Source organism: Neobacillus sp. S1115 (assembly GCF_055385565.1).
Genome location: NZ_AP038275.1, coordinates 1,156,627 through 1,179,387, shown reverse-complemented (window position 1 = coordinate 1,179,387; position 22,761 = coordinate 1,156,627). Strand labels below are relative to the sequence as shown.

At 42.4% G+C, this 22,761-nt stretch carries 19 protein-coding genes; 8 read left to right on the top strand and 11 right to left on the bottom strand.

Annotated elements, in window-relative coordinates:
- Positions 1-24: 24 nt before the first annotated feature.
- The 4 genes from ACZ5B7_RS05725 to ACZ5B7_RS05710 form a co-directional block, all read right to left on the bottom strand.
- Positions 25-951: a ketopantoate reductase family protein gene (locus tag ACZ5B7_RS05725; RefSeq protein ID WP_464493032.1), complete on the bottom strand. Its 927-nt coding sequence runs from the start codon at positions 949-951 to the stop codon at positions 25-27.
- A 96-nt stretch (positions 952-1,047) separates the two neighbouring features.
- A complete protein-coding gene (gene yfkAB, locus ACZ5B7_RS05720; RefSeq protein WP_464493031.1) occupies positions 1,048-2,160 on the bottom strand; it encodes a radical SAM/CxCxxxxC motif protein YfkAB in 1,113 nt (370 codons plus the stop codon).
- Between the two features lie 265 nt (positions 2,161-2,425).
- Positions 2,426-4,555, bottom strand: coding sequence for a DNA helicase RecQ (gene recQ / locus ACZ5B7_RS05715; RefSeq protein ID WP_464493030.1), 2,130 nt, complete (start codon positions 4,553-4,555; stop codon positions 2,426-2,428).
- Positions 4,556-4,791: 236 nt separating this feature from the next.
- Positions 4,792-5,823, bottom strand: a complete 1,032-nt coding sequence (locus ACZ5B7_RS05710) for an asparaginase (protein WP_464493029.1) — start codon at positions 5,821-5,823, stop codon at positions 4,792-4,794.
- A gap of 182 nt (positions 5,824-6,005) precedes the next feature.
- Here ACZ5B7_RS05710 and ACZ5B7_RS05705 point away from each other — a divergent pair, with 182 nt between their 5' ends.
- A complete protein-coding gene (locus tag ACZ5B7_RS05705) occupies positions 6,006-6,176 on the top strand; it encodes a hypothetical protein (protein ID WP_464493028.1) in 171 nt (56 codons plus the stop codon).
- A gap of 115 nt (positions 6,177-6,291) precedes the next feature.
- On the opposite strand, the gene ACZ5B7_RS05700 is transcribed toward ACZ5B7_RS05705, so the two are convergent.
- Positions 6,292-7,872 carry a fatty acid--CoA ligase gene (locus ACZ5B7_RS05700; protein ID WP_464493027.1) on the bottom strand — a complete coding sequence of 527 codons (1,581 nt, stop codon included), beginning with the start codon at positions 7,870-7,872 and terminating at the stop codon, positions 6,292-6,294.
- 78 nt (positions 7,873-7,950) lie between these two features.
- A complete protein-coding gene (locus tag ACZ5B7_RS05695) occupies positions 7,951-9,096 on the bottom strand; it encodes an acyl-CoA dehydrogenase family protein (protein WP_464493026.1) in 1,146 nt (381 codons plus the stop codon).
- Between the two features lie 250 nt (positions 9,097-9,346).
- On the opposite strand from ACZ5B7_RS05695, the gene ACZ5B7_RS05690 reads away from it, so the two are divergent.
- A complete protein-coding gene (locus ACZ5B7_RS05690; protein ID WP_464493025.1) occupies positions 9,347-10,306 on the top strand; it encodes a D-2-hydroxyacid dehydrogenase in 960 nt (319 codons plus the stop codon).
- Between the two features lie 30 nt (positions 10,307-10,336).
- On the opposite strand, the gene ACZ5B7_RS05685 is transcribed toward ACZ5B7_RS05690, so the two are convergent.
- Positions 10,337-11,563 (bottom strand): RtcB family protein, encoded by a 1,227-nt coding sequence (locus tag ACZ5B7_RS05685; RefSeq protein ID WP_464493024.1) that lies wholly within the window; start codon positions 11,561-11,563, stop codon positions 10,337-10,339.
- Between the two features lie 514 nt (positions 11,564-12,077).
- A complete protein-coding gene (locus tag ACZ5B7_RS05680) occupies positions 12,078-14,831 on the bottom strand; it encodes a dynamin family protein (RefSeq protein ID WP_464493023.1) in 2,754 nt (917 codons plus the stop codon).
- A gap of 267 nt (positions 14,832-15,098) precedes the next feature.
- On the opposite strand from ACZ5B7_RS05680, the gene ACZ5B7_RS05675 reads away from it, so the two are divergent.
- Positions 15,099-15,602 carry a hypothetical protein gene (locus ACZ5B7_RS05675; protein WP_423801081.1) on the top strand — a complete coding sequence of 168 codons (504 nt, stop codon included), beginning with the start codon at positions 15,099-15,101 and terminating at the stop codon, positions 15,600-15,602.
- A 69-nt stretch (positions 15,603-15,671) separates the two neighbouring features.
- On the opposite strand, the gene ACZ5B7_RS05670 is transcribed toward ACZ5B7_RS05675, so the two are convergent.
- The 3 genes from ACZ5B7_RS05670 to ACZ5B7_RS05660 all read right to left on the bottom strand — a co-directional run bounded on the left by ACZ5B7_RS05670 (position 15,672) and on the right by ACZ5B7_RS05660 (position 17,964).
- Positions 15,672-16,394, bottom strand: coding sequence for an amino acid ABC transporter ATP-binding protein (locus ACZ5B7_RS05670; protein ID WP_464493022.1), 723 nt, complete (start codon positions 16,392-16,394; stop codon positions 15,672-15,674).
- Positions 16,391-17,047 carry an amino acid ABC transporter permease gene (locus ACZ5B7_RS05665; RefSeq protein ID WP_423801079.1) on the bottom strand — a complete coding sequence of 219 codons (657 nt, stop codon included), beginning with the start codon at positions 17,045-17,047 and terminating at the stop codon, positions 16,391-16,393. Before ACZ5B7_RS05665 ends, ACZ5B7_RS05670 begins: the two co-directional genes overlap by 4 nt.
- Positions 17,048-17,151: 104 nt before the next feature.
- Positions 17,152-17,964 (bottom strand): basic amino acid ABC transporter substrate-binding protein, encoded by an 813-nt coding sequence (locus tag ACZ5B7_RS05660; protein WP_464493021.1) that lies wholly within the window; start codon positions 17,962-17,964, stop codon positions 17,152-17,154.
- 353 nt (positions 17,965-18,317) lie between these two features.
- Between ACZ5B7_RS05660 and ACZ5B7_RS05655 the strand changes: the two genes are divergently transcribed.
- The 5 genes from ACZ5B7_RS05655 to ACZ5B7_RS05635 all read left to right on the top strand — a co-directional run bounded on the left by ACZ5B7_RS05655 (position 18,318) and on the right by ACZ5B7_RS05635 (position 22,627).
- Positions 18,318-18,614 carry a hypothetical protein gene (locus tag ACZ5B7_RS05655; RefSeq protein ID WP_464493020.1) on the top strand — a complete coding sequence of 99 codons (297 nt, stop codon included), beginning with the start codon at positions 18,318-18,320 and terminating at the stop codon, positions 18,612-18,614.
- Positions 18,615-19,074: 460 nt separating this feature from the next.
- The gene (locus tag ACZ5B7_RS05650) at positions 19,075-19,413 is read left to right on the top strand and encodes a MerR family transcriptional regulator (protein WP_423801076.1); all 339 of its coding nucleotides are present in this window, start codon (positions 19,075-19,077) and stop codon (positions 19,411-19,413) included.
- Positions 19,414-19,598: 185 nt separating this feature from the next.
- Positions 19,599-20,858, top strand: coding sequence for an ammonium transporter (locus tag ACZ5B7_RS05645; RefSeq protein ID WP_464493019.1), 1,260 nt, complete (start codon positions 19,599-19,601; stop codon positions 20,856-20,858).
- A 79-nt stretch (positions 20,859-20,937) separates the two neighbouring features.
- Positions 20,938-21,906: a DUF294 nucleotidyltransferase-like domain-containing protein gene (locus ACZ5B7_RS05640; protein ID WP_464493018.1), complete on the top strand. Its 969-nt coding sequence runs from the start codon at positions 20,938-20,940 to the stop codon at positions 21,904-21,906.
- Positions 21,893-22,627 (top strand): exonuclease domain-containing protein, encoded by a 735-nt coding sequence (locus ACZ5B7_RS05635; RefSeq protein ID WP_464493017.1) that lies wholly within the window; start codon positions 21,893-21,895, stop codon positions 22,625-22,627. The genes ACZ5B7_RS05640 and ACZ5B7_RS05635 overlap by 14 nt, the downstream gene beginning before the upstream one ends.
- Positions 22,628-22,761 lie beyond the last annotated feature (134 nt).

Genomic DNA, 22,761 nt, shown 5'->3' with positions numbered 1-22,761 from the left:
CTTTGCGCTCACCCTTTTTATTATTTATTTGCCTTGCTGCAGTTGCAGTTCATACACTTTTAAATTGGCATAAACAGCTTCTAAAACCGGAACTGGAATTTGTTCTTTACGGGCGATCGTTAATAAATACCCATGCAGATGGTCCGCTTCGACAGAAAGCTGCTTCTCCATATCCCGCTGCATCGAGGATTTCATCGCATAGCCCAAGCTATCAATTTGATTCAGTTGAAGTGCTGCTATATCTTCAGGCAGAGGCGCACCAATTTTGTTCATGACGGAAATGATTTCTTGTGACAGTTTTTCGATTGTTGCCCGGCCGCTTGGCATTTCCCTGATTGGTCCAATCGGCGCCCTCATCAGAGTCGTAATTCCTGACATCATCGAAATAAACAAATATTTGTTCCATAAATCCTGATTAATGTTGTCGCTGAGTCGATAGCCAGACCTAGTGCCGCTGAAGGCTTCTTCAATTTTTAAGATTCTTTCAGTCTTTTGACCGGTTAATTCACCAAAGACAATATCGTGTCTTGGGCTTGTTTGGATGATTCTTCCCTCTTGGTCTAGGGTAGTTTCAATAAAGCACAGGCCGCCAATGATCCGCTCTTGGCCGAACTCTGCTGCTAATTGTTCAATATGGGAGATTCCGTTTAATAATGGAAGAATGGCTGTCTTTTCATTTACATATTGCCGGAAGCTATCAATTGCACCTTGCAGGTGATAGGCTTTCGTCGAGAGGAGGATTAAGTCAAACGGATCCGCTTCTTCTCCTGACGAAATCAGTTTTGGAGTCAGTGTGACGCTGCCGTGAACACTATCAATGACAAGCCCTGCTGGGTCAAGCTGCTTCTTTCTTCCTTCTCTTACTAAAAAAGTGACATCAACGCCTTTTTCCTGCAAGCGTCCGCCAAAATATCCGCCAACTGCCCCTGCACCAACGACTAAAATCCTCATGCTACAAACCCCCTATGTATAAAACTATAATTCTAGTATAAGGGAATTCTTACTAAATAGTAAGATAAAAAAGCAGGATACTCTGTCATCCTGCTTTTAAATATTGGTCTGCCGTTTTGAAAAATCAATGTCTTGATAATAGCTGTTTTTGACAAGTATATTTGGGCCAAGACACCTTACGGATGGACAGTGGCAGCTCAGTTCTTTTGCTAAGTTCGAGGTTTGCCATGTCTGATACGCATCTTGAAGTTTCGTCGTTTGAATGTTTCCGAGCGGAGGAGCATCACCAAAATCAGTTACGATAATATCTCCGTTGAAGATGTTGACATTTAGACGGGAGCGGCCGTCAGGGTCGTTTCGAACGGTGATATTTTTGCTGGAATAGAGCCGTTTTAATAGGTTAAGGTCCTCCTCTTTATTGTTGCACGGATAAAATGGCAGTGTGCCAAACAGCATCCACGTTTTTTCATCCCTAATGTCCAACAAACGATGGATCGCCTCTCGTATTTCTTCGAGCGTCAGCACTTCCAAATTGCTAGCGAAGTCACTCGGATACATCGGATGCACCTCGTGCCTTTGGCAAAGCATCTCATCGACAATTTGCCGGTGAATTTTTTCAAGATGCGGCAGCGTCCGTTTGTTTAACATTGTTTCAGCGGATACCATCACACCTGCTTTGACAAGCTCGCGGCTGTTCTCTATCATTCTTTCAAAATATTTAGCCCGCTGCTGGTAATCAGGCTTTTTTTCCATCCGGGCAAAACCGCCCTCAACAAAATCGTCTATAGTTCCCCAGTTATGCGAAATATGTAGGACGTCCAAATAAGGAATAATTAATTCATAGCGGTCGAGGTCCATTGTTAAATTAGAATTGATTTGCGTCCGCACTCCGCGTTCATGTGCGTATTTTAAAATGGGAACGACATAATTTTTGATTGAGGAAAGGGAAAGCATCGGTTCGCCGCCAGTGATGCTAAGGGCTCTTAGTGTCGGGATTTCCTCCAGCCTTTGTAATAGCAGTTCGAGCGGAAGAGCCTCCGGATCCTTTGTCTGCAAAGTATATCCGACCGCACAATGCTCGCAGCGCATATTGCAAAGTGTTGTGGTGGTGAATTCAATATTCGTCAACTGGGGCTTTCCGTACTCCTCAATATCCAGATAGGCTTCCCAAGGATCATATTGAGGGGAAATTTTTTTCATCGTTTTCATGATTTGCTCCTTTAAATCGAATCTAACAAACTTAATTATTATAGCCGACTTTGTGGATTTTATGGTACACAAAAGCTTATGAACACCATTACGTTTATATTCAAATGGATGCTTTTCAATCTGCTTATCCGTTTATCGACAAATTGCCGGGGAAATAGAACAAATTTATAGGAATATCGACAAACTCTTTGAATTTTCAGGAATCTATATTCCCGTCTTTCAAAAAAGGCTGTACCTGACACTAGCGCCTTGTACAGCCAGGTTTTTATTTTTTTTTGCTTAAAAAATACACATATACTTTAATCATAAAATAACTCACTTCATCTGGGAGCAAATCTTTAATAGGTTTTAGGCGGTCCCGGCCAGCTTGTTCCACTGCTTTTTCTAAAAGCGGAATATACTCGCCTGGAATCAGCCTTGTAAAATCAACAGCAAGTCCCTGCTGGGCACACTGCAGCAAATGATTTTCGACAGTGCTTACTGCCAACTCGCGCTGTTCGGCTATTTCCTGAATGGATAATTGGCTTTGATGCAGGTTCAATGTCTCTAAGTGCGAATCTGTCACCGCTTTTTTCGCCGGCTTTTTTGCCACGACCGGTTCAGGTTCCAATTCGCTTTGGTAGTTTGGGTTTTCCTCTAAAAACGCTCGAATCACTTGGATAAACTCCAGTCCATATTTTTGAAGCTTGTGTTCCCCTACCCCGCTCACATTTAACATTTCTTCACTTGCTTTCGGCAGCTTAGCACACATATCCTTGAGCGTTGCATCTGAGAAAATCACAAACGGAGGGACTTTTTCTGCCTCGGCAATCCGTTTGCGGGCTTCCCTTAATTCTTCAAATAATGGGTCACTCTTAGTTACTTGTTTCACCTGGACAGTTTCCCTGCGATGGACCTGCTGATTTCCGAGTAAAACTTCTTTTCCCTTTGGTGATACATAAATGGTTGGAAAGGTACCTTGCTCAATCGCTAGTAAGTCCTGTGAAATCAAGAATTCAATAAAATCGCTGACATCCTTTGCACTTTTGTCCTTCATGATTCCGTACGTTGATAACCTTTCGAAACCCATTTCGGTGACTTTTTTATTTTTCGAGCCTGTTAATACCTGTGCGGTGATGTTTTTACCAAAGCGCTGCCCCATCCGAATCACACAGGACAAAACCATTTGCGCTTCTTTTGTTACATCAATGCTTGTCCTTGCGTCCGTGCAATTTCCGCATCTGCCGCACGGCTCCGTTTCTGTCTCACCAAAATAATGCAAAATAAATTCCTGCAGGCAGCTTTCTGTATGGCAATAATCGACCATCTGCTGGAGCTTTTCAAGTTCTTGAGTCATTCTGGTCCTATCGCTGGATTGGTCAATTAGAAAACGCTGAATTTGCACATCCTGCGGTGAGTAGAGCACGATACATCCGCTGGCGAGTCCGTCACGGCCTGCACGTCCCGCCTCCTGATAGTAGCTTTCCATGTTTTTTGGAAGCTGCAGGTGAATACAATAGCGGATATTGGATTTGTCGATTCCCATTCCAAATGCAGATGTCGCTACCATAACCGAAGCTTGGTCTGTTAGGAACCGTTCTTGTTCGTGGGCGCGTTCCGCATCCCCCATTCCGGCATGATAGCGGGCGACATTGATATTTTCCTTTCGGAGCCGTTCGTAAAGGATATCGACATTTTTTCGTGTCGCAGCATAAATAATGCCCGCCTCTTTGTCATTCTTTTTCAGATAATCTAACAGATACTTAAGACGATCCTGTCCTTTAATGACAGAGAATGAGAGATTTTCACGTTCAAAGCCTGTGATAATGGTGTTTCGTTCATCTATTTCCAGCAGGCTGCAAATATCTTCCCGCACCCTTGGTGTTGCCGTTGCAGTTAAAGCGATGACGCTTGGCCTTTGCGGCAGCATTTGAATCATTTTTTGGATATGCCGATAGCTTGGACGGAAATCATGGCCCCACTGCGAAATACAGTGCGCTTCGTCCACTGCGATTAATGGGATTTCCATTTGTCTAAGGTCGTTTAGGAATTCCGGCGATTCCAACCGTTCGGGTGCTATGTACAATAATTTGTATTCTCCGTGCTTTGCTGCTTGGATTCGTTCATAGGCCTCCTGGAAACTAAGCGAGCTGTTAATAAAAGTGGCTGGAATTCCTACCTGAATAAGGGCATCGACTTGATCCTTCATTAATGAGATCAGCGGAGAGACAACAATGGTGGTACCCGGGAGAATAAGAGCAGGAATCTGATAGCAGATCGATTTTCCGCCGCCAGTCGGCATGACGCATATAGTGTTATTTCCTGTTAAAACGGATTGAATGGCCTGCTCTTGGCCGGTGCGGAAGGAGCTGTAGCCAAAGTGGGATTGCAGCAGGGGAAGTGCTTGTTCAAACAAGGGAAGTCCTCCTTTTTTCTTTGAAGATTGGTTTTATCCCCTCTATTATACTACTTTCTAAATAGATATGAAAAATTGAATAGTTATGGTTTGGTTAATCTTCATAATGACAGGGGAATTGATTTCTTTCTTCGGTCGGGTGTTATGAGCCCTTCATAACGACCGAGGCTCCGACTTTACCCATCGGTCAAGTCTTATGAGTCTTTCATAACACCACGCTCAAAAAAATAAATAGATTAAACCTGACTGGCTGAAGCAAGCTGCAATTTAAAATCAGCCACTAATTCACCGATTATTTCATTACGGGCATTGCGCAATTTCGGGCGGTGGTACTCAGCAAGTTCTTCAATTTGCTCCGCAGTTAATAGATTCAGTTGTTTCAACACTTCGACTGCTACAGGAAAGACGGCACGGCTATTGCCGTCTTCAACCTTGATGGCAATCCCCAGCCCTGTTTCAAGATCACCTATACAATAAACAGCCTCAGCCCCAACCTTTCCTATGAATCTGCCTTTTCCTATCCTCATAAAATCGGAACAAAAACGGTCTGTCCCGCCAACCATTTCCGGGGCTGTTATCATTGCCTTCGCCACCCGTCTAACGGCATTACGGCGATTTTTAGGCAGGGCATCCGGCTGTGCCAAGCGGGCATATCCATAAGCGATTTTTTCAAGAGGCAGGCCATGAACCGGTACGCCGCATCCGTCGATACCTATTTCTATTTTTTCTATTGGATAATCTGTCATCTCACTGACAGCGGCAAGAATCCGCTGTTGAACGGGATGATTCAGCTCGTAATAGTTTTCCAGTGTTTCTCCTAAATGTTTGGCAGTCACGAGCATCCCGGTATGCTTTCCGGAACAATTATTATATAAAGGAGTAATCTCTTTACCTTCACGGATTAGCTCTTTATATCTCTCTTCCCATCGCGGCGGATGGGTTCCACATTTCAAGCAAATGTCTTCAAGGCCTGCCCTTGCAAGAATGGCTAGAACCCTGTCTGTATGCATTTTCTCTCCATTGTGCGAAGCACAGCATAACGAAAGATCGGCATCGCTGAAGCCATAATGATCAGCTGTCCCCGTTTCCACTACAGGAATGGCCTGAATCGGTTTCATCGAGGAACGTGCGAATACCACTGCATTAGGATTGCCTGCATAATAAAGTAAATTCCCCTTGGCATCCACCACTGCAATATGTCCATGATGAACGCTTTCAATTAAATTGCCTCTTGTTACGTTTACTAAGTTGGTAGAATTCAAGTTCATTCATCCCTTATATAAGTTTCAAAATCTTATAACAATTATGGAACAAAAATAGGTCCTTCACAACCAAGAAAAATGTTTTAAAAATGTTCAAATTTTACTCTGTTCTATGTGACTTATGTCACGAAAATGGAAGAAAACATTATATACAATTTAATTAAGTTATTAAAAGGGGGGAATTAAAAATGGCATTCGCTTGGTTGGTTACAATTGCTTCATTTATTCTTTTTTATTATACAACATCCGTTATTATGGAAGGACTTAGAGAAAGAGAACAATATGAATTATCTATTTTAGATGCTCAAATTCAAAGTAACTTCGCAAATCATTTAGAGATTCCCAAACAAGCAAGTTAGTTTGAGTTTTTAAAAAGCATTACTATTATAAAAACAGACTGCCGGTAGAAACCGGCAGTCTTTACTATTTTAATTAGGCTAAACCCCAAATTCCTTTGGTACTGCATCGCTCAAACTATCCCTTATTTGTTGGCCCTGGGTTGAAAAGCTCCTCTAATTGTTTGCGCAGAACGAATTTCTGGATTTTTCCGCTAGCGTTCCGCGGCAGCGCTTCACAGAAAATGTAATTGCGCGGACGTTTATAGTTTGCTAGGCTGTTGCTGTTTTTGCAATACTCGTCTAGGGCCTGCTCCGTGATATTCGGGTCCTTTTTCACAACGAAGGCAGTGACGGTTTCCCCCCAGCGGTCGTCAGGCTGACCGATGACAGCCACATCAAGCACACCATCATGTGCATGGAGCACGTCTTCCACTTCGCGTGGGTAAATATTTTCGCCGCCGCTGATGATCATGTCGTCGACCCGATCATTTACAAAAAGGTAACCCTCATCATCCATGTAGCCGATGTCGCCTGAATGATACCAGCCCTTATACATCGCCTTTTCTGTAGCCTCTTCACGATTATAATAGCCGAGCATCATACTTGGACCTCTTACAATAATTTCACCTGCTTCTCCTGCCGGACAAACATCATCCGGTTCGGACGGTCCATCTTCCTTAGTCCTGACAACCCGGATTTCATGGTTTAATCCTGCTTGCCCCGCAGACCCAGCTTTTCTCAGCTGATCTTTTTCCGACAAGAAGGTTATCGCAGGACCCATTTCTGTCATCCCGTAAGCTTGAATCAAGGAGATGCCCAAGCGGTCATGGAGAGCATGAACAAGTGATGGCGCCATTGGAGCAGCACCATATAAGCCTAGCTTCAGGCTTTCGGTATTGTACTTGCTTAAATCTTCCTGCAGAAGCATATTCCACATGGTAGGCGCTGCAAAGAACTTTGTGATTTTTTCGTTTTCGATTAATGACAGTATCACTTTCGGATTAAATTGATGCAGGACGACGTTTTTCGCCCCTATTTGCACCCTTGGCAGGAACGCACAGTGGAGTTCGGCACAATGGAACATCGGGGCTGTTACAAGGCCGACATCCTCTATTTCAAGCTTTTGGGAGGCAACGCAGAGCAGGCTTTGGTCGACCATATTGCGGTGGCTATGCATGACCCCTTTAGGTCTTCCCGTTGTTCCGCTCGTATAAATAAAGGCATAAATATCATTTTCATTTACTTCGGCTTGGATTGTTTCTGCAGTGGTAGAGGCGAGTTTTTCTTGGTAATTGGCGGCATAGGCTGGAGCCTCTTCATCAATAAACCAGAACGAGATTTTGTCAAAGCGGCTGGCAATAGCCGTGATTACTGGCTCCAATGCCTTTTCAAAAATTACAACCTTAGGGGCGGCATCGGATAAAATAAACGCTACTTCCTCCGACATCAGGCGGAAGTTAATCGGGTTGAAGATGGCACCGATTTTCGCACAGGCAAAAAAGGCGGTTCCTAGTTCTTCTGTATTAAACATAAAGGTGGAGATGCGGTCTCCTTTTTTCACGCCTTGTTTAAGGAGAGCATTTGCCAGACGATTAACCTGCTCATTCCACTCTTTATAGGTGTAGCGGACATTTTTGCGAACATCATAGAGGGCTTCCTTGTTGGGGTACTTTTGGACTGTTAATTCAAAAATTTTACCGATAGTCGTATTGCTCATTTACTCGCCTCCATTTTATTTGGATTTATAAGGAGGCAATCGGCCAGCGGCCAATTGCCATCATTATCAGGTGGTTTTTTATAATCCTAAATTTTTCGCAATTATGGTTTTCATAATTTCATTGGTACCTGCATAAATGGCTCCTACTTGAATATCACGGAACCGTCTAGCAATCTCGTATTCTTCCATGTAGCCGTAGCCGCCATGTAGCTGCATACATTCAGACGCGACTTTTTTTGCAATATCGGTCAGCTTCCATTTTGCCATGGACACCTTGGTCACAACGTTTTTCCCTTCCATATGCTCGGCAATCAACTGGTCCAAAAAGGCTCTGCCCATTTCAATTTCGGTGGCCATTTCGACAATTTTGAATTGCGTATTTTGGAACTGGCTGACTGGTTTGCCGAACGCTTCACGGCTTTTTACATATTCAATCGTCTTTTGCAGCATTACTTCGGCAGCTGTTTGCGCTCCAATTGCCACTAGCAGGCGTTCCTGCTGGAGTTTTTCCATCAAATAAAGGAAGCCTTTTCCCTCTTCTCCTAGAAGGTTTTCCTTAGGCACCCGGCAGTCTTCAAAAATTAATTCTGCCGTGTCCTGGGAATGGAGACCAACCTTGTTCAGCTTGCGGCCTCTAGAAAATCCAGGAGCGTCACGCTCAATGACCAGCAGGCTGACGCCCTTATGCTTTGGAACTGCCTGCAGATCGGTCTTCACCGCCACCACAATGAGGTCCGATTGAATACCGTTGGTGATAAAAGTTTTTTGTCCATTGACAATATAATGGTCCCCGTCAAGCTTAGCAGTGGTTTTAATATTGGCAAGGTCAGAACCTGTCCCTGGTTCTGTCATCGCAATCGCAGTAATGATTTCACCAGTGACGCATTTCGGCAGCCAGCGCTGCTTTTGTTCCTCTGTTCCATAAGCGGTTATGTAAGGAACGACTATGTCACTATGAAGTCCAATTCCAATCGTTCCGGTTCCGACTCGTTCAAGCTCTTCATTAATAACAACCGAAAAGCCCCAATCTACCCCGCTGCCGCCATACTTTTCATCGATGTCTGGACATAGGAAGCCTTGCTCACCCATCTTCGTCCAAAACGAGCGGGGAATGAGTCGATTTTCCTCCCATTGCTCATAAAAGGGATATGCTTCCTTTTCTAAAAATTTTCTTAAAGACTGGCGAAAAATTTCATGATCTTCGTTTAAATAGGGATGTTTCATTTCTACAAACCTCTCTTTCTAGAAAACGCTTTCTTTATTTTCTATTTTAACAAAAACAGAGACTTTTTTGTATTTTTAATCCTTATTTTTCCACATAAAAGATGTCGGTGCTCCTTTCTACTAACCAATTGCGGGACACTTTTGATTTTTACGTTTAGAATTAACTAGAAAAGTCAAATCAGTTACCTTTTTTTGAAAATTCCTATATCATTAGTTTAGATTGATTTGCAATGAATGGAGGAACCAAGCCTTGCGAAGAAAAATTGTAATTACCCATAACCTTGAACAACACCTGCTCAGTCAAATTAAAGAAGTAGTCCCCGATTGGGAATTGATAGCCAGCAAGGAGAAAGAAATCTGGCAAGCACATGCTAAGGATGCTGAAATTATTGCAGGGTGGAAAAAAGGCCTTGCTGAATACTGCCTTGCGCCTGATTCAAAACTGAAGTGGCTCCAAAGCTGGAGTGCCGGAGTCAATACCTTGCCGCTTGAAAAGCTGGAAGCCCATAATATTCTTTTAACAGGTGCAAGCGGCGTGCATGCCTATCCCATTTCTGAAACAATTTTCGCCTTAATGCTAGGTCTAACCCGAAAAATCCATACATATGTACGAAACCAGCAAGCCAAAACCTGGCATCATGCTAATATGAAGCTCGAAATCCATGGAAAAACGCTTGGCATTATCGGGGTCGGAACAATCGGAAAGGAAACCGCCAAAATCGCCAAAGCTTTTGGGATGAAGGTTCTCGGTGTACGGCATTCGGGCCAGCCGGCTGAGTTTGTCGATGAGATGTACACTACCGATCAATTGGACGCACTTTTACCGCAGTGCGATTATGTGGTAGTCACCTTGCCGCTGACGAAAGAAACACGCCGGATGTTTGGCGCCGAACAGTTCAAACTCATGAAACCTGAGGCCTTCTTTATCAATATCGGCCGTGGTGAAATCGTGGTTGAAGAGGAAATCGTCAAAGCCTTGCAGGAAGGTGAGATTGCCGGAGCAGGTCTAGATGTTTTCGAAAAAGAGCCATTAAGCCAGGACAGTCCGCTTTGGGAAATGGAAAATGTCATTATCACTCCGCACACCTCCGGTTCCACTGAGCATTATAATGATCGTGTCGTCGAAAATATCTTGATACCAAATTTAAAAAACTACCTTTTAGGTGAAGCCCCTTCTATTAATCTTGTTGATTATACAAAAGGGTATTAAATAGAAGAGAGACCACTTGCGGTCTCTCTTCTATTTTTTATATCTTCCAGGAGTGTATTTTTCACTCGCCTTAAAGTTATATACCGGTTTAATAAAGCTTGCAATCACGACGGTTTCTTCCACTTTTTCAAGAATTTCATTGATTGGCTTGTAGGCCATTGGCGCTTCATCGAGTGTCTCTTCGGAAACCGATGTCGTCCATACGCCCTTCATTGTGTTGTAGAAATCATCCAGCTTTAATTTCTTCAATGCCTGGGTCCGGCTCAAGACGCGGCCCGCTCCATGCGGTGCCGAGTAATTCCACTCGTCATTTCCTTTGCCTACCGCTAAAATCGACCCGTCCCGCATGTTGATAGGAATAATCAACCGCTCCCCTTTTTGTGCAGATACTGCGCCCTTACGCAAAATCAGGTTATCTGTATCGATATAGTTGTGTATTGTATCGAAACGGTCCGCTTCTTCGAACCCCATATTTTCAGTAATCGCTCTGGCGATTTCTTCACGGTTGGCTTTTGCGAATGCCTGAGCCAGTTTCATGTCATGAATATAGTCATTAAAATCCTCGCCTTCCAAATAGGCTAAATCATCCGGAATGATGGGATTTTTTTCTTTGTAGTTTTGAATCATAGTTTGAATTTCCCTTTGGCGCCCCTCAGCCTTTAGTTTTTCAATGATTTCGCTTAAATCATGCTTGCGGAGCTTAGAAATGGCCAACTTTTGATAATATTGAGCAATCTTTGCCCCAACATAGCGGCTGCCGGTGTGAATGGTTAAATAGTGAAATCCGTCAGAGTCAGTCGAAACTTCAATGAAATGGTTCCCGCCGCCAAGTGTTCCAAGACTATACAAGCTTTTATTCTGACTCAGTATGTGTGCCGCTTTAAATTCTACCGTTGACGGAAAACTCGTGTTAACGAAACCGACGGTCTCATCCGTATGAATCTCCTGCCCGCTAGGAACGTACGTCCTTATTACTTTATCCAGTTTATTAAAATCGACCTTTTTCTCCTGAAGCTTGACGGTCAGAACACCGCAGCCGACATCGACGCCTACTAGGTTCGGGACCACTTTATCCTTTAACTTAATGGTCGTGCCGATCACGCAGCCTTTTCCGGCATGATAGTCTGGCATAATACTAATTTTTGTATCTTTTAGAAATGCTTGATTACAAAGCTCTTTGATTTGCTCAAGCGCTGCTTCCTGCGGGTAATTGGAGAATACCTTTGCCTCCGACTGTGTTCCCGTTATTTTAATCACGAGTTTTTTCGCCTCCTTTTACAGATATTAACAATAGGCTACCATCGATGGGGGAATTAAACAATGGATTTTTTTGCGACAAATTTCTTTTTCAACTATCTAGATATATGAAGGACATTTTGATGCGGACGGCACCTGATTTTGTCCTTCATACGGCTTATCAAGGACATTTTGTTACTGTTGGCACCTGATTTTGTCCTTCATCCCGCTTATCAAGGACATTTTGCTACGGACGGCACCTGGCTTTGTCCTTCATCCCGCTTATCAAGGACATTTCGTTTCGGCCGACACCCATTTTTGTCATTCATACCGCTTATCAAGGACATTTTGCTACGGACGGCACCTGATTTTGTCCTTCATCCGGCTTATCAAGGACATTTTGTTACTGTTGGCACCTGATTTTGTCCTTCATCCCGCTTATCAAGGACATTTTCCCCTCAACCGCTCCTCTATTCATCCCCCAGCAAATAAAAAAAGAAGATGCCCACCACTGGACATCTCCCAACAAAAACTATTAATATATCGTCTGCATTCCTTTACCGGCCACTGTCATCCACTCGAACTGGCGCAGCCTTACCTCGAACAGCGTCAGCGGGTCGCGGAACATTTGCGGGTTGGCGTTCAACTTGTTCAGCATCTCGCGGTTTGCTGCCGCTTCTCCGCGCGTTTCTTCCACTGCAGATTTTAAGACACCTAGTGGACTCTTGAAAAACCAAGAGACATCCCTCTCCAACGATTTTTCAAATAGCTCGAACGGTTGGAAAAACTGGCGGCAGACCTGTGCAGCAACCTCTGTATAATCCTCGTTTTCCACAAAGGACTTGTATTTGTTATATACCATCGTTTTGTTCTGCGACAAGGCCCCAAACAGTTTCCCCGCACTTTTCAATAAGAACTGCGAAGGAGTCCGCTTCAGCAAAATATTGACAGGCTCAAGCACGAATCGGCTTGTCATTCGGTCGATATCGCGGCGCCAATCATCAAGCACCTTAAAATCACACTCAAGGCTAAGCCTCTCTTCGCCATACATTTGGTTGAAACCTGCGCCGAGCTCAATTAATAAATCCTGCCCTTGGTCAAATTCCTCCCGACAGCCCTTAATCCATTCCTGAAGCCTTGTATAGTAATTCGGCATTACCTGCTGCTCCAGATAATCTTGAATGCGGTTGTTCATCTCATGATTGAGGTCCAAATGAATGGTACTGAAATTACTGTCCTCCTCGATCAAGTTCGAGCACTCTGACAGCATTTTGGGAATAGCTTCAAAAATATCCGCTTCAATCGATTCCTTTACAGAGCGGTACAGCTTGGTGATTGACTTTGTTTTCTGCGATACCTCATCATTCAATTGATGGACAGCACCACTTAACTTCATATTCATTTCTTCGTTCCAATGAACCGTTTCAATTAAGCGATTTTCAACGTCAAGCCGCTTTTGCAAAAGACCTGCAATCGTCGCGCGAATAAAATATAACAGTTTAGCAAGACGTTTATCTGCTATGTTTCTTGTATTCCGAATTGAGTCGATAAACACCTGTAGATCGCTTAACTGCTGTACACGGTCATATTGCGAAGAAAAGCCTAACAACTTGGCATCAGGCAAATAAGAATGAATCGCATGCTTCGTTTCCTCATAAACCTGAATGGCATCCTGTTCATTTACAATTGTGTCCAGCTTACTCAACAGAAAATGAATCGGCAGGTCAGGGGCAAGTCCTTGGATTTGTGCCACAACCGCCCGCTCTTTTTCCGTAAACGGAGCATTCGCATCCAACACAAACAAAACAGAGTCAGCAAGATTTAAATACTTCAAAACCTCAAAACGGTCGTTTTGGTTCCCTTTTAACCCTGGTGTATCAATTATAGCCAAACTATTCTCCTGTAAAAAAGGAGTTGGCTGCTTAAATTCAATGATGGACTCAAGCGCATTACGAAGACGGTCCATGCGCTCTTGGAAGTCCGTAAATCCGGAAAGTGTCTTAACCTCTCCGTCAGTTATTTCGGTAATATCCACTTCCCCGCCGTTTTTAAACATCACAACGGATGAAGTCGGGCTGTCCTGGACGTCCTCACCGAAGATGGTATTGATAAAGGTAGACTTTCCGCTGCCTACGAGTCCGGTAACAAACAGATGCTGCGTATCGAAATCAACAAGCTGGTCAACAATCCAGTTCACACGGTTGTTTTTCCCCATATCGTTGACTTCCGCCCATTTAATAATCGCTTCAAATAACGACAAGCACTCTTCCAGTTCATCCATGTCACACTCTGTCTTGCTGATTAAATGTTCAGCCTCCTCCACAATGGAGACGCTGAGGCTTGCTGGAAATAGTTCGTTCCAGGACAAAATTGCCGCTGCCGCGGCAACTACATTCCCACCATCAGCTAGCCGAACCCAATTTGTCAGCAGGTCCGGAAGAAAATCATCAATTTGTTTAATGTAGTACTTACCGCCAATATAGTGAAAATACGTCTCTTTATGCAGTCGCGAAAGCTCGCGCAATTGATCTTGGCGGTCCAACTCCAGATTCAACAATAATTGATTGATTTCCTTAATCCAAAGCAGATAGGAATTTTCATTCATATAACTGTTCCATAACGATGAAACAAGCTGCTCAAATTTTTCCTTATTTACGCCATACAAACTAAATAAGGCATGGGAAAAATAGCTAGGTGACAGCGCCCGTGTCACTCCTTTTTCCACATAGGTGTTTAGAATTTCAAACCACTCAAGCGATTCTGTCCGCTTTGCTTCGTTTACCGCTAGTTCAATGGCATTATCCCAATCCTCCCGCTCTTCAAAAAAAGCGCGGGCCACATTCGTGACACTTGGGTAATCCGGATAAGCAGCCACCGTTCTTTTAATGACCGCCACAGCGGCATCAATTTTGCTCCGTTCAATATAAAGAGCAAATAACTTTAACGCGACCTCAGCATTCAACGTAGAATTATCGGTTTCAATCACCGTGTATATATCTTCCGCCGCCGACAACAGGCCCAGTTCATAATAAGCATCGGCGGTATTTTTTCTGGCCCACGGTTCGAGCTCGTTGATAATATTTTCCCATTTAAAAATAGCTGCTTCATAGTCCTTATGATGAAAATATACTTCTCCTTGGGCATACCTTATCCGTGTTAAATCCGGGAGATCCTTTCGGGCTTCCTCCTGAAATGCTTCCCCCAGCACCTTAATGGGGTGTTCATCTTCATGTTCATTAATGAACATTTTATAAAAGGTTTTGTCCTTTAATTGTTTTTCAAACGTCATTTCTATCCCCCCAATTGCCAACACTCTATTGTATATATGGTAAAGAGGCATAATTATTCCTCATACTATTCGAAGGTGATGTGGCTTATAAGTCCCTTTTTACCGATTTTACCAAATGTTTTTATGTAAATTATATCAGTTGTATTTCATTTTCGAGACAAACAACATACCTTCATTCTGTTTTAAAAAATAAAAATTACATCATACTTCCTTATTTACCTTCTCAAAAAGTATAATAAGACAAATAATCCAAAGGAGAAATCTATTATGGAAAGGGAGCAGGCATTATTTTTATCAAAAAAAATCGAAAACTTAAGGTCCACTGAATATGAGATAAAGAAATTAGAAACCGTTAATGGTACATTACCCAAGTTCCACCAATGGACGAATGGGAAGACTACCTTAGCTGCCTTTAAGGTAAATAAGCCAAGTACTGAAACAGGCTGTTACCTTCTATTTATTGATTGGCACCGCAAGGGAATCTATTACTTAGTTATATATGCTTATGACAAGTCTACTACCTTGGCAGAATTACGGCAGGTACAGGATATTGACGGAACTCCTCATATTATGTGGAGCTATAAACCTTTTAAGCGTGACGGAAAAAATGATCAACGAAAAGCTTATTTTAAACAGATGTTCGGTTCCACTTCAGTTCAAATTCCCTTCCCGGTTTCCGAAACGGATGTTGATGACTTTTTAACACAATTATTTAAGCTATGTCAAAATCGAATAAAAGCTGATCAAATTGTAAACGTATTCGAGCTTTAACATTTTTTTTCTTTTTGCGCCAAGCGATAGCTAAAGAAAAGGGAGGCATAATCCGCCTCCTTCCGTTTTCTATAAGACTTTACTTAAAAACGCCTTTGTCCGTTCTTCTTGAGGATTTTCAAAAATATCCTTCGGTACCCCTTCTTCGACCACAAAGCCACCATCCATAAAAATCACCCGGTCTCCTACCTCGCGGGCAAAGCCCATTTCGTGTGTCACGACCACCATGGTCATACCTTCTTTGGCCAGTTGCTTCATAACTTCAAGTACCTCGCCGACCATTTCCGGATCGAGCGCGGAGGTAGGCTCATCAAACAGCATGATTTTCGGTTCCATCGCCAATGCTCTTGCAATTGCCACACGCTGCTTCTGCCCACCTGACAGCGAATCTGGATAGGCATCTGCTTTTTCGGCCAAGCCGACTTTGTGTAAAAGCTCCAAGCCTTTTTCCCGGGCTTTTTCCGCTGGGACTTTTCTTACCTTAAGTGGCGCCAGCATGATATTATCAATGACCGTTTTATGCGGGAACAGGTTAAATTGTTGAAACACCATACCCACTTCAGTACGGATCGCGTTGATATCCGTTTTCTTATCGGTAATGTCAGTCCCTTCAATCCAAACATGGCCGTCTGTAATCGTTTCTAGCAGAGTAAGACAGCGCAGAAAAGTAGATTTTCCGGATCCTGATGGCCCGATAACCACAACTACCTCCTGAGGCTTTACGGATACGTTAATTCCTTTCAGTACCTCGTTCGTTCCAAATGTTTTTTTCAGATTCTTTATTTCTATCATTCTGTGGCCAACCTTCTTTCAAGTTGATTTAACAATAAGCTGAGTGAAAAAGTTAAGACCAAATAAATGAGTGCTGCTGTAATATATGGTTCCCATGCACGGTAGTACTGCCCCTGCATGGCCTGTCCCCAATACATCAATTCCTTAACAGCGATAATGGCTACCAGTGATGAATCCTTGATTAAGACAATAAATTCGTTTCCAAGCGGCGGAATCATCCTTTTAATAGCCTGTGGCAGGATAACGAAGCGCATTGACTGTACATGATTCATCCCAAGGGAGCGGGCGGCTTCCATCTGGCCCTTATCAATTGATTGAATACCGGCGCGGAAAATTTCTGCCACATAGGCTGCTGAATTTAACGATAGAGCTGTAATACCAGCGATAATGCCATTTGTTTCACCTATAATGAGTGGAATAAGTCCAAAGTGAATTAATAAAATCTGTACTAATAATGGCGTGCCCCGGAAAAACGTAATATAAGCCTTAAACGGGAAAGCAAGCCACTTATTCTGCACCATTTTCCCCAGCCCAATAAATAGTCCGAGGACAGTGCCTATTAAAATACTGGCAATGGAGAGGCCAATGGTAAGTAATGTTCCTTTTGCAAAAAATGGAGCATATTCAGCAAGTATGTCCCAACGAATATCCATTCATGAATCCCCCTATTTAAACCTTGTGCTTAACTGTGATGTTGTTAAGACAAAAATTGCGTAACTGCTAGTTTGTAAGAGTTACGCAATTCTAGTTTTAAAGATTATTTTTGTTGTGCTTTGACTTCGGTAAGGTCCGGATCTACCTTAAACCACTTCTTGTAGATTTTCGCATATTCACCGTTTTCCATGACTTCTTTAATAGATTTATCAAAATCAGTTTTTAACTTGCTTCCCTTAGGGAACAACAATCCGTAAAACTCTTTATCAAAGGCAGCTTCATCTTCTATGATGACAAAATTTTCTTTCGGATTATTTTTTACATACTCTTCAATGACAGTGTTATCAGCAACAACCGCGTCCGCACCGCCGCCTTTTAACTCCATAATTGCCAGATTGTTATCCTTAAACTTTTTAAGATTTTTATTTTCTGCTCCAAGGAGCTTTTCAACTGCTTCCTGACCGGTTGTTCCGTTCTGTACAGCTACGACCTTGTCTTTTAAATCCTCTGCGCTTTTAATAGGGCTGTCTTTTGGAATCATGATTTTATTAGTAGATAAGAAGTAAGGTACTGAGAAATCATAGGTTTGTTTACGTTTGTCGTTAATCGTAATAGCAGAAATTCCAATGTCCGCTGTTTTCCCTTTAATTTCAACGAATAATGGATCCCAGCCAACATGTTCAACCTTTACTTTGTAGCCCGCTTGCTTTGCCACAGCGTTAATAAAGTCGATATCAAATCCGACCACTTCCCCTTTATCTTGGTACTCGAACGGGGCATATGCCGCATCTGTCACGACTCTTAACGTCTTATCCTTGTCCCCTTCGCCCCCGCTTGTTTTGCTTGTTCCGCATGCCGAGAGAATGAACACAAATGCAGCAACCAAAATTGTAGTGAATAATTTAAATTTCTTCATTTTGGACCTCCTATATTTTTTTATTAAATCATTTTTTGTAATTCTAATAATATTTTGAATATACACTATTGAATAAATTTTTAAAAGTAGTTTATCAAAAATGTTTATAATATTGGGATAATAAATTTTTATACCTAACAATGTTTATCTATTCATAAACTTTAATTTATTACTATATTAATAAGTTAAAATCATATTATATATATAGTTTTTTGAAATCTTACACATTCCTAATTCATTTAGCTCATTTTTTAAAATTTTCAAAAGGGTTTTCCCTGGGTATTAGCCGTTGCTCCTCCACGAATACCTACATATTGTATATCACATGCACATAAATAAAGGAGTGTAGCCCAATGAATCCATACGGTTATTATCATATCCCGCAATCGCAAGTGGACTATAATGCCTATGTCCCGCAAATCCTTCCGCAAGGAACCCAAGCTCAGTTCGATCCGAATAGACAACCACAGCAACTTGAGCGCAGGGTCAACCAACTTGAAAGGGAAAATAATCGCCAGCAGAAGGAAATCGAGCGGCTTTCCCGTGAAGTTAACCAGCTCTCGCGCCGCCTGCAGCGTGTAAATCAACGCCTGCGTGCTGTTGAAAGAAGGTTTAACTTTCCGTTTACTCCATTCGATGGGGAATATTAATAAAAATGATCCAGGTCCAGCACCTGGTTCTTTTTTATTACCCCCGTAAGGTTTCCTTTCAAGTTCCCAAAACCCGTTTTAAAAATTATGTTACATAATCTCACAGAATCCCTGACAAAAATCGAAAATTCAGATAAATTTTCCATATAAAACTAGAGAGGATGATTCATATGAATCAAAAAAATTCCGTTCGATTAGCTAAAACGATTCTTCTTTTAGATAAATTACGGGATGAGTTATACGAAGAACTCATGAAAAACCTGGGCTCAAGAGGGCACGAATTATTAAGAAGACTTCAAAACCATTAAGCGTGGGGGGAAGTTTTACTAGATACCCTGTATAAATTTTTTCCCAAAGCAAAACAAAATAAATGTCAAATCGAATTACATGTGAGAAAATATAACATAAGAATATATTAAGACTTATTGGACCTTAGAATGGAGTGTGGTGAGAAGTAAACATGGGAAATGAATCATCTTACAAAGATAAAAAGGTTATTACCATCGGCATTGTTAGAGAACTTACCGGTTTATCCGAAAGACAGATTCGTTACTATGAAGAGCGGAAACTCATTTTTCCGGAAAGAACCGCCGGCGGCAGCCGGAAATACTCGTTCGCAGACGTGGAACTATTAGTGGATATCGCCAATAAAATTGAGGACGGTGTCCAGACACACGAAATCAGAAAGGAAATGCTGAAAACACAAAAGAAACAAAACCAGGAGGAAATTCGCAGAAAGATGATACAAGGTCAGCTAAATGCCCAATTCGGGATACGAAAAGGCCCAGCTTCTCATTAAGGAAGCCGGGCTTTTTTGTTGCCTACGGGCTGACTCTGATTCCAATATCAACAACGAAGACCTTCCAAATAGCAAAAACCATGTGAGAATTCCTAACAAGATTGTAGAACTCCTAACAAATACATGTAAAAATACAACTACACCAAACGTTACAAATACTAACATACTTTAAAGGAGGAACAAACATGGATACTTTATTTTTAATGAACAGTCTGTGGGTGATGCTGGGAGCAGTCCTCGTCATCTTGATGATCGGTGGCTTCATCCTCTTGGAAACAGGATCAACTCGAATGAAAAATGCCGGTCATGTGGCCGGGAAAACCATTCTTACCTTTGGTATTGGCTCCATTGTATTTTGGGCAGTTGGCTACGGCCTCATTTTTGGTAAAGGAAATTCTCTTATTGGTTTCTCCGACTTCTTTTACTCAGGATATGAAATTGATGGTTTGGCGCTGTCAGGTTCAGTATTCTTCCTATTCCAACTAGCATTTGCAGGCATTTCATTAACAATCGCCCTTGGGGGATTTGCCGAACGCGCTAAATTAGGCGCCTATCTCGTTTTCGCCCTCCTATTTTCCGTTATCGTCTATCCGCCGATTGCCCATTGGATCTGGGGAGGAGGCTGGCTGGCGGAGCATGGCAAACAAGATTTTGCTGGCTCCACTGTTGTTCATTTAACAGGAGCGATGGCGGCATTGGCAGCTACGATTATCTTAAAACCGAGGATCGGCAAATATAATAAGGATGGCTCCGCCAATAATCTTGCCGGTCATAACCAAGTATTTACCGCCCTTAGCGTGTTGCTTTTATGGGTAGGCTGGTTCGGCTTCAACGCCGGAAGCACGTTATCAGTTGACAAAGCCTTTTTCGGTTTTGTTGCCATCAATACCAACTTGGCCGCTGCTGCCGGTACCATCGCGGCGATGATGATCTCCTGGATGGTTTTAGGAAAAGCCGATGTGCCGATGATGTTGAACGGGGCACTAGCTGGTCTTGTGGCAATTACTGCTTCTTGCGCATTTGTTGAAACCTGGGCGGCAGTGGTAATCGGATTTATTGCAGGAATCCTCGTCTTCTACAGCATTCGTTTTTTTGAAAAAAGAAAAATTGATGATCCGATTGCAGCATTATCCGTTCATGGCACAGCAGGAGTTTGGGGTACCCTGTCAACTGGATTCTTCGCCACGAAAGAATTAGCAACGGTCGGGCAGCCGGGATTATTTTACGGTGGCGGCTTACATCAGCTTGGCATTCAAGCATTGGGGGTTTTGGTATGCGGCGCCTTTGCCTTTATTGTCTCCTTCATCCTTCTTAAGATTATGAAAACGACAATGAACGGACTGAGAGTAACTGAAGAGGAAGAAATTATCGGTCTTGATATGAGCGAACACGGCAGCTACGGCTACCCTGAATTACTAGAATCCGAACAACGGCTTAATGCTTAAGTTTTATCACTAATGAGACTGTTCTCGGACAGTCTCCTCTTTCAAAAAGGGGTGGAACCTAATGGAGGACTCCTCCTATATGGAAATCCGTAAATTTCGGGATGACAAAATGAATCAAGCATCTCACGACCACATTAAATTAAATCAACTCCACGATGAAATAATGAAAAAGGTCATCCATTTCTCCTTAAACCAAACTGCTGAAAAGCTCGGACCTTTGCCTTGTCCCTTCTCATTTTTTGTCATGGGTTCAGCCGGCCGGTTTGAACAGTCTATCTGGAGCGACCAAGATCATGGGATTATTTATCAGGATGATCGTGTTGAAACAAAGGTTTATTTCCTTGAACTTGGAAAAGAAATATCAAGGGGGCTATTCCAAGCCGGATATGCTTATTGTGATGGCGGGGTGATGGCCAGCAATCCGTTGTGGTGCAAATCCTTATATGAATGGGATCAGCAATTGATGAAGTGGATTTTTGAGTTCTCCTGGGAGTCTGTTCGCTATCTATTAATCTTTATAGACGCGAGAACATTAGTGGGTAATGAGGAATTTGTAGATACTTTAAAAAATCAAATCTATCAGACCGCCAATAAAAATCAGCTTGTTAAAAAAATGTTTAACAACACGAAGTACCTTAGAAATGGCATTAATGTATTCGGAAAGTTGGTAACTGAAACATACGGGCCATACGCAGGATGGCTAAACATCAAAGAAATCGGCATCTTACCTTACGTAAATGCCGTCCGTCTCCTTGCTATCAAAGAGAATCTGCTTATAACACCCACACTTGAACGACTAGATCAGCTTTCAGAACTACATTTTTCCGATATTGATTTAGATTTTTTTAAACATCAGTTTATTAAATTATTAAACTTTCGGCTTATCTATTGTAATCACACAAATTATGATTCTGGTCATTATTTGCCTGTTGCCCACTTATCGAAAGAGCAATCGAAAGAATTAAAAGATATGATCAAGTACGGCTCGGCCCTTTTTCACTCTGTCCGAAAGTTAATTGAAAAGGAAGATTCCCATGCCAATGAATGAAATGATTCAATTCTTCAGACAACTATCAGGAAAAATCAATTCTAATCTTTACGCAGGCCTGCCGTGGAGCTCTTCACCGCAGCATCAGGCATTCCTCAGGGAGCTGCAGAAAGAACTCAAGCAGATGAACACACTGCATATCCCTCTCCATGAGCTGCCCGTAGTAGTATTTGATATTGAGACAACAGGTTTTTATCCCGAGAAGGGGGATCAGATGATTTCGATTGGAGCAGTCAAAATGATCGGAGCAGAAATGAAAGCGGAGGAAACTTTTTATACTCTCGTAAAGTCAGACCTTCCTCTATCAAAGGAGATTTCTGAACTAACCGGTATTCAAGAGAAACAATTACGTCATGCCCCTAATCCCGCAGAAGTACTGGTGGATTTTTTCAAATTTATCAAAAGTAATATTCTTGTCGCCCATCACTCCAATCATGAGCTGAATTTTATGAGAAAGATGACAAGGGATTTTCTGCGCTGTAGTTTCGACCACCGTATTGTCGATACATCCTTCCTGCTTCGTCTTGAAGACCCATTCTTTAATCCAAGGCCGCTCGAGGAAATCTGCCAGAACTGCGGCATTGAAATAAAGAACCGGCACCATGCTCTTGGCGATGCGCTTATGACAGCCAAGATTTGGAGTCGTTATCTAAAAGCGGCAGAAACAAAAGGCTTTAAAGATCTGCAGGAAATATATGAATACCTTTCAAGGCTTAAGTAACGATAACAGTCAGTTGAATAAATATACAAGGCTCTACATTTTTTCTACTATAATTAATGGAAGGAAAAGTTAACTTTGTTTCCGTTTATTTCCTCCCCTCCAATTTAAATTCCCACAATAAATCTGCAAATAAA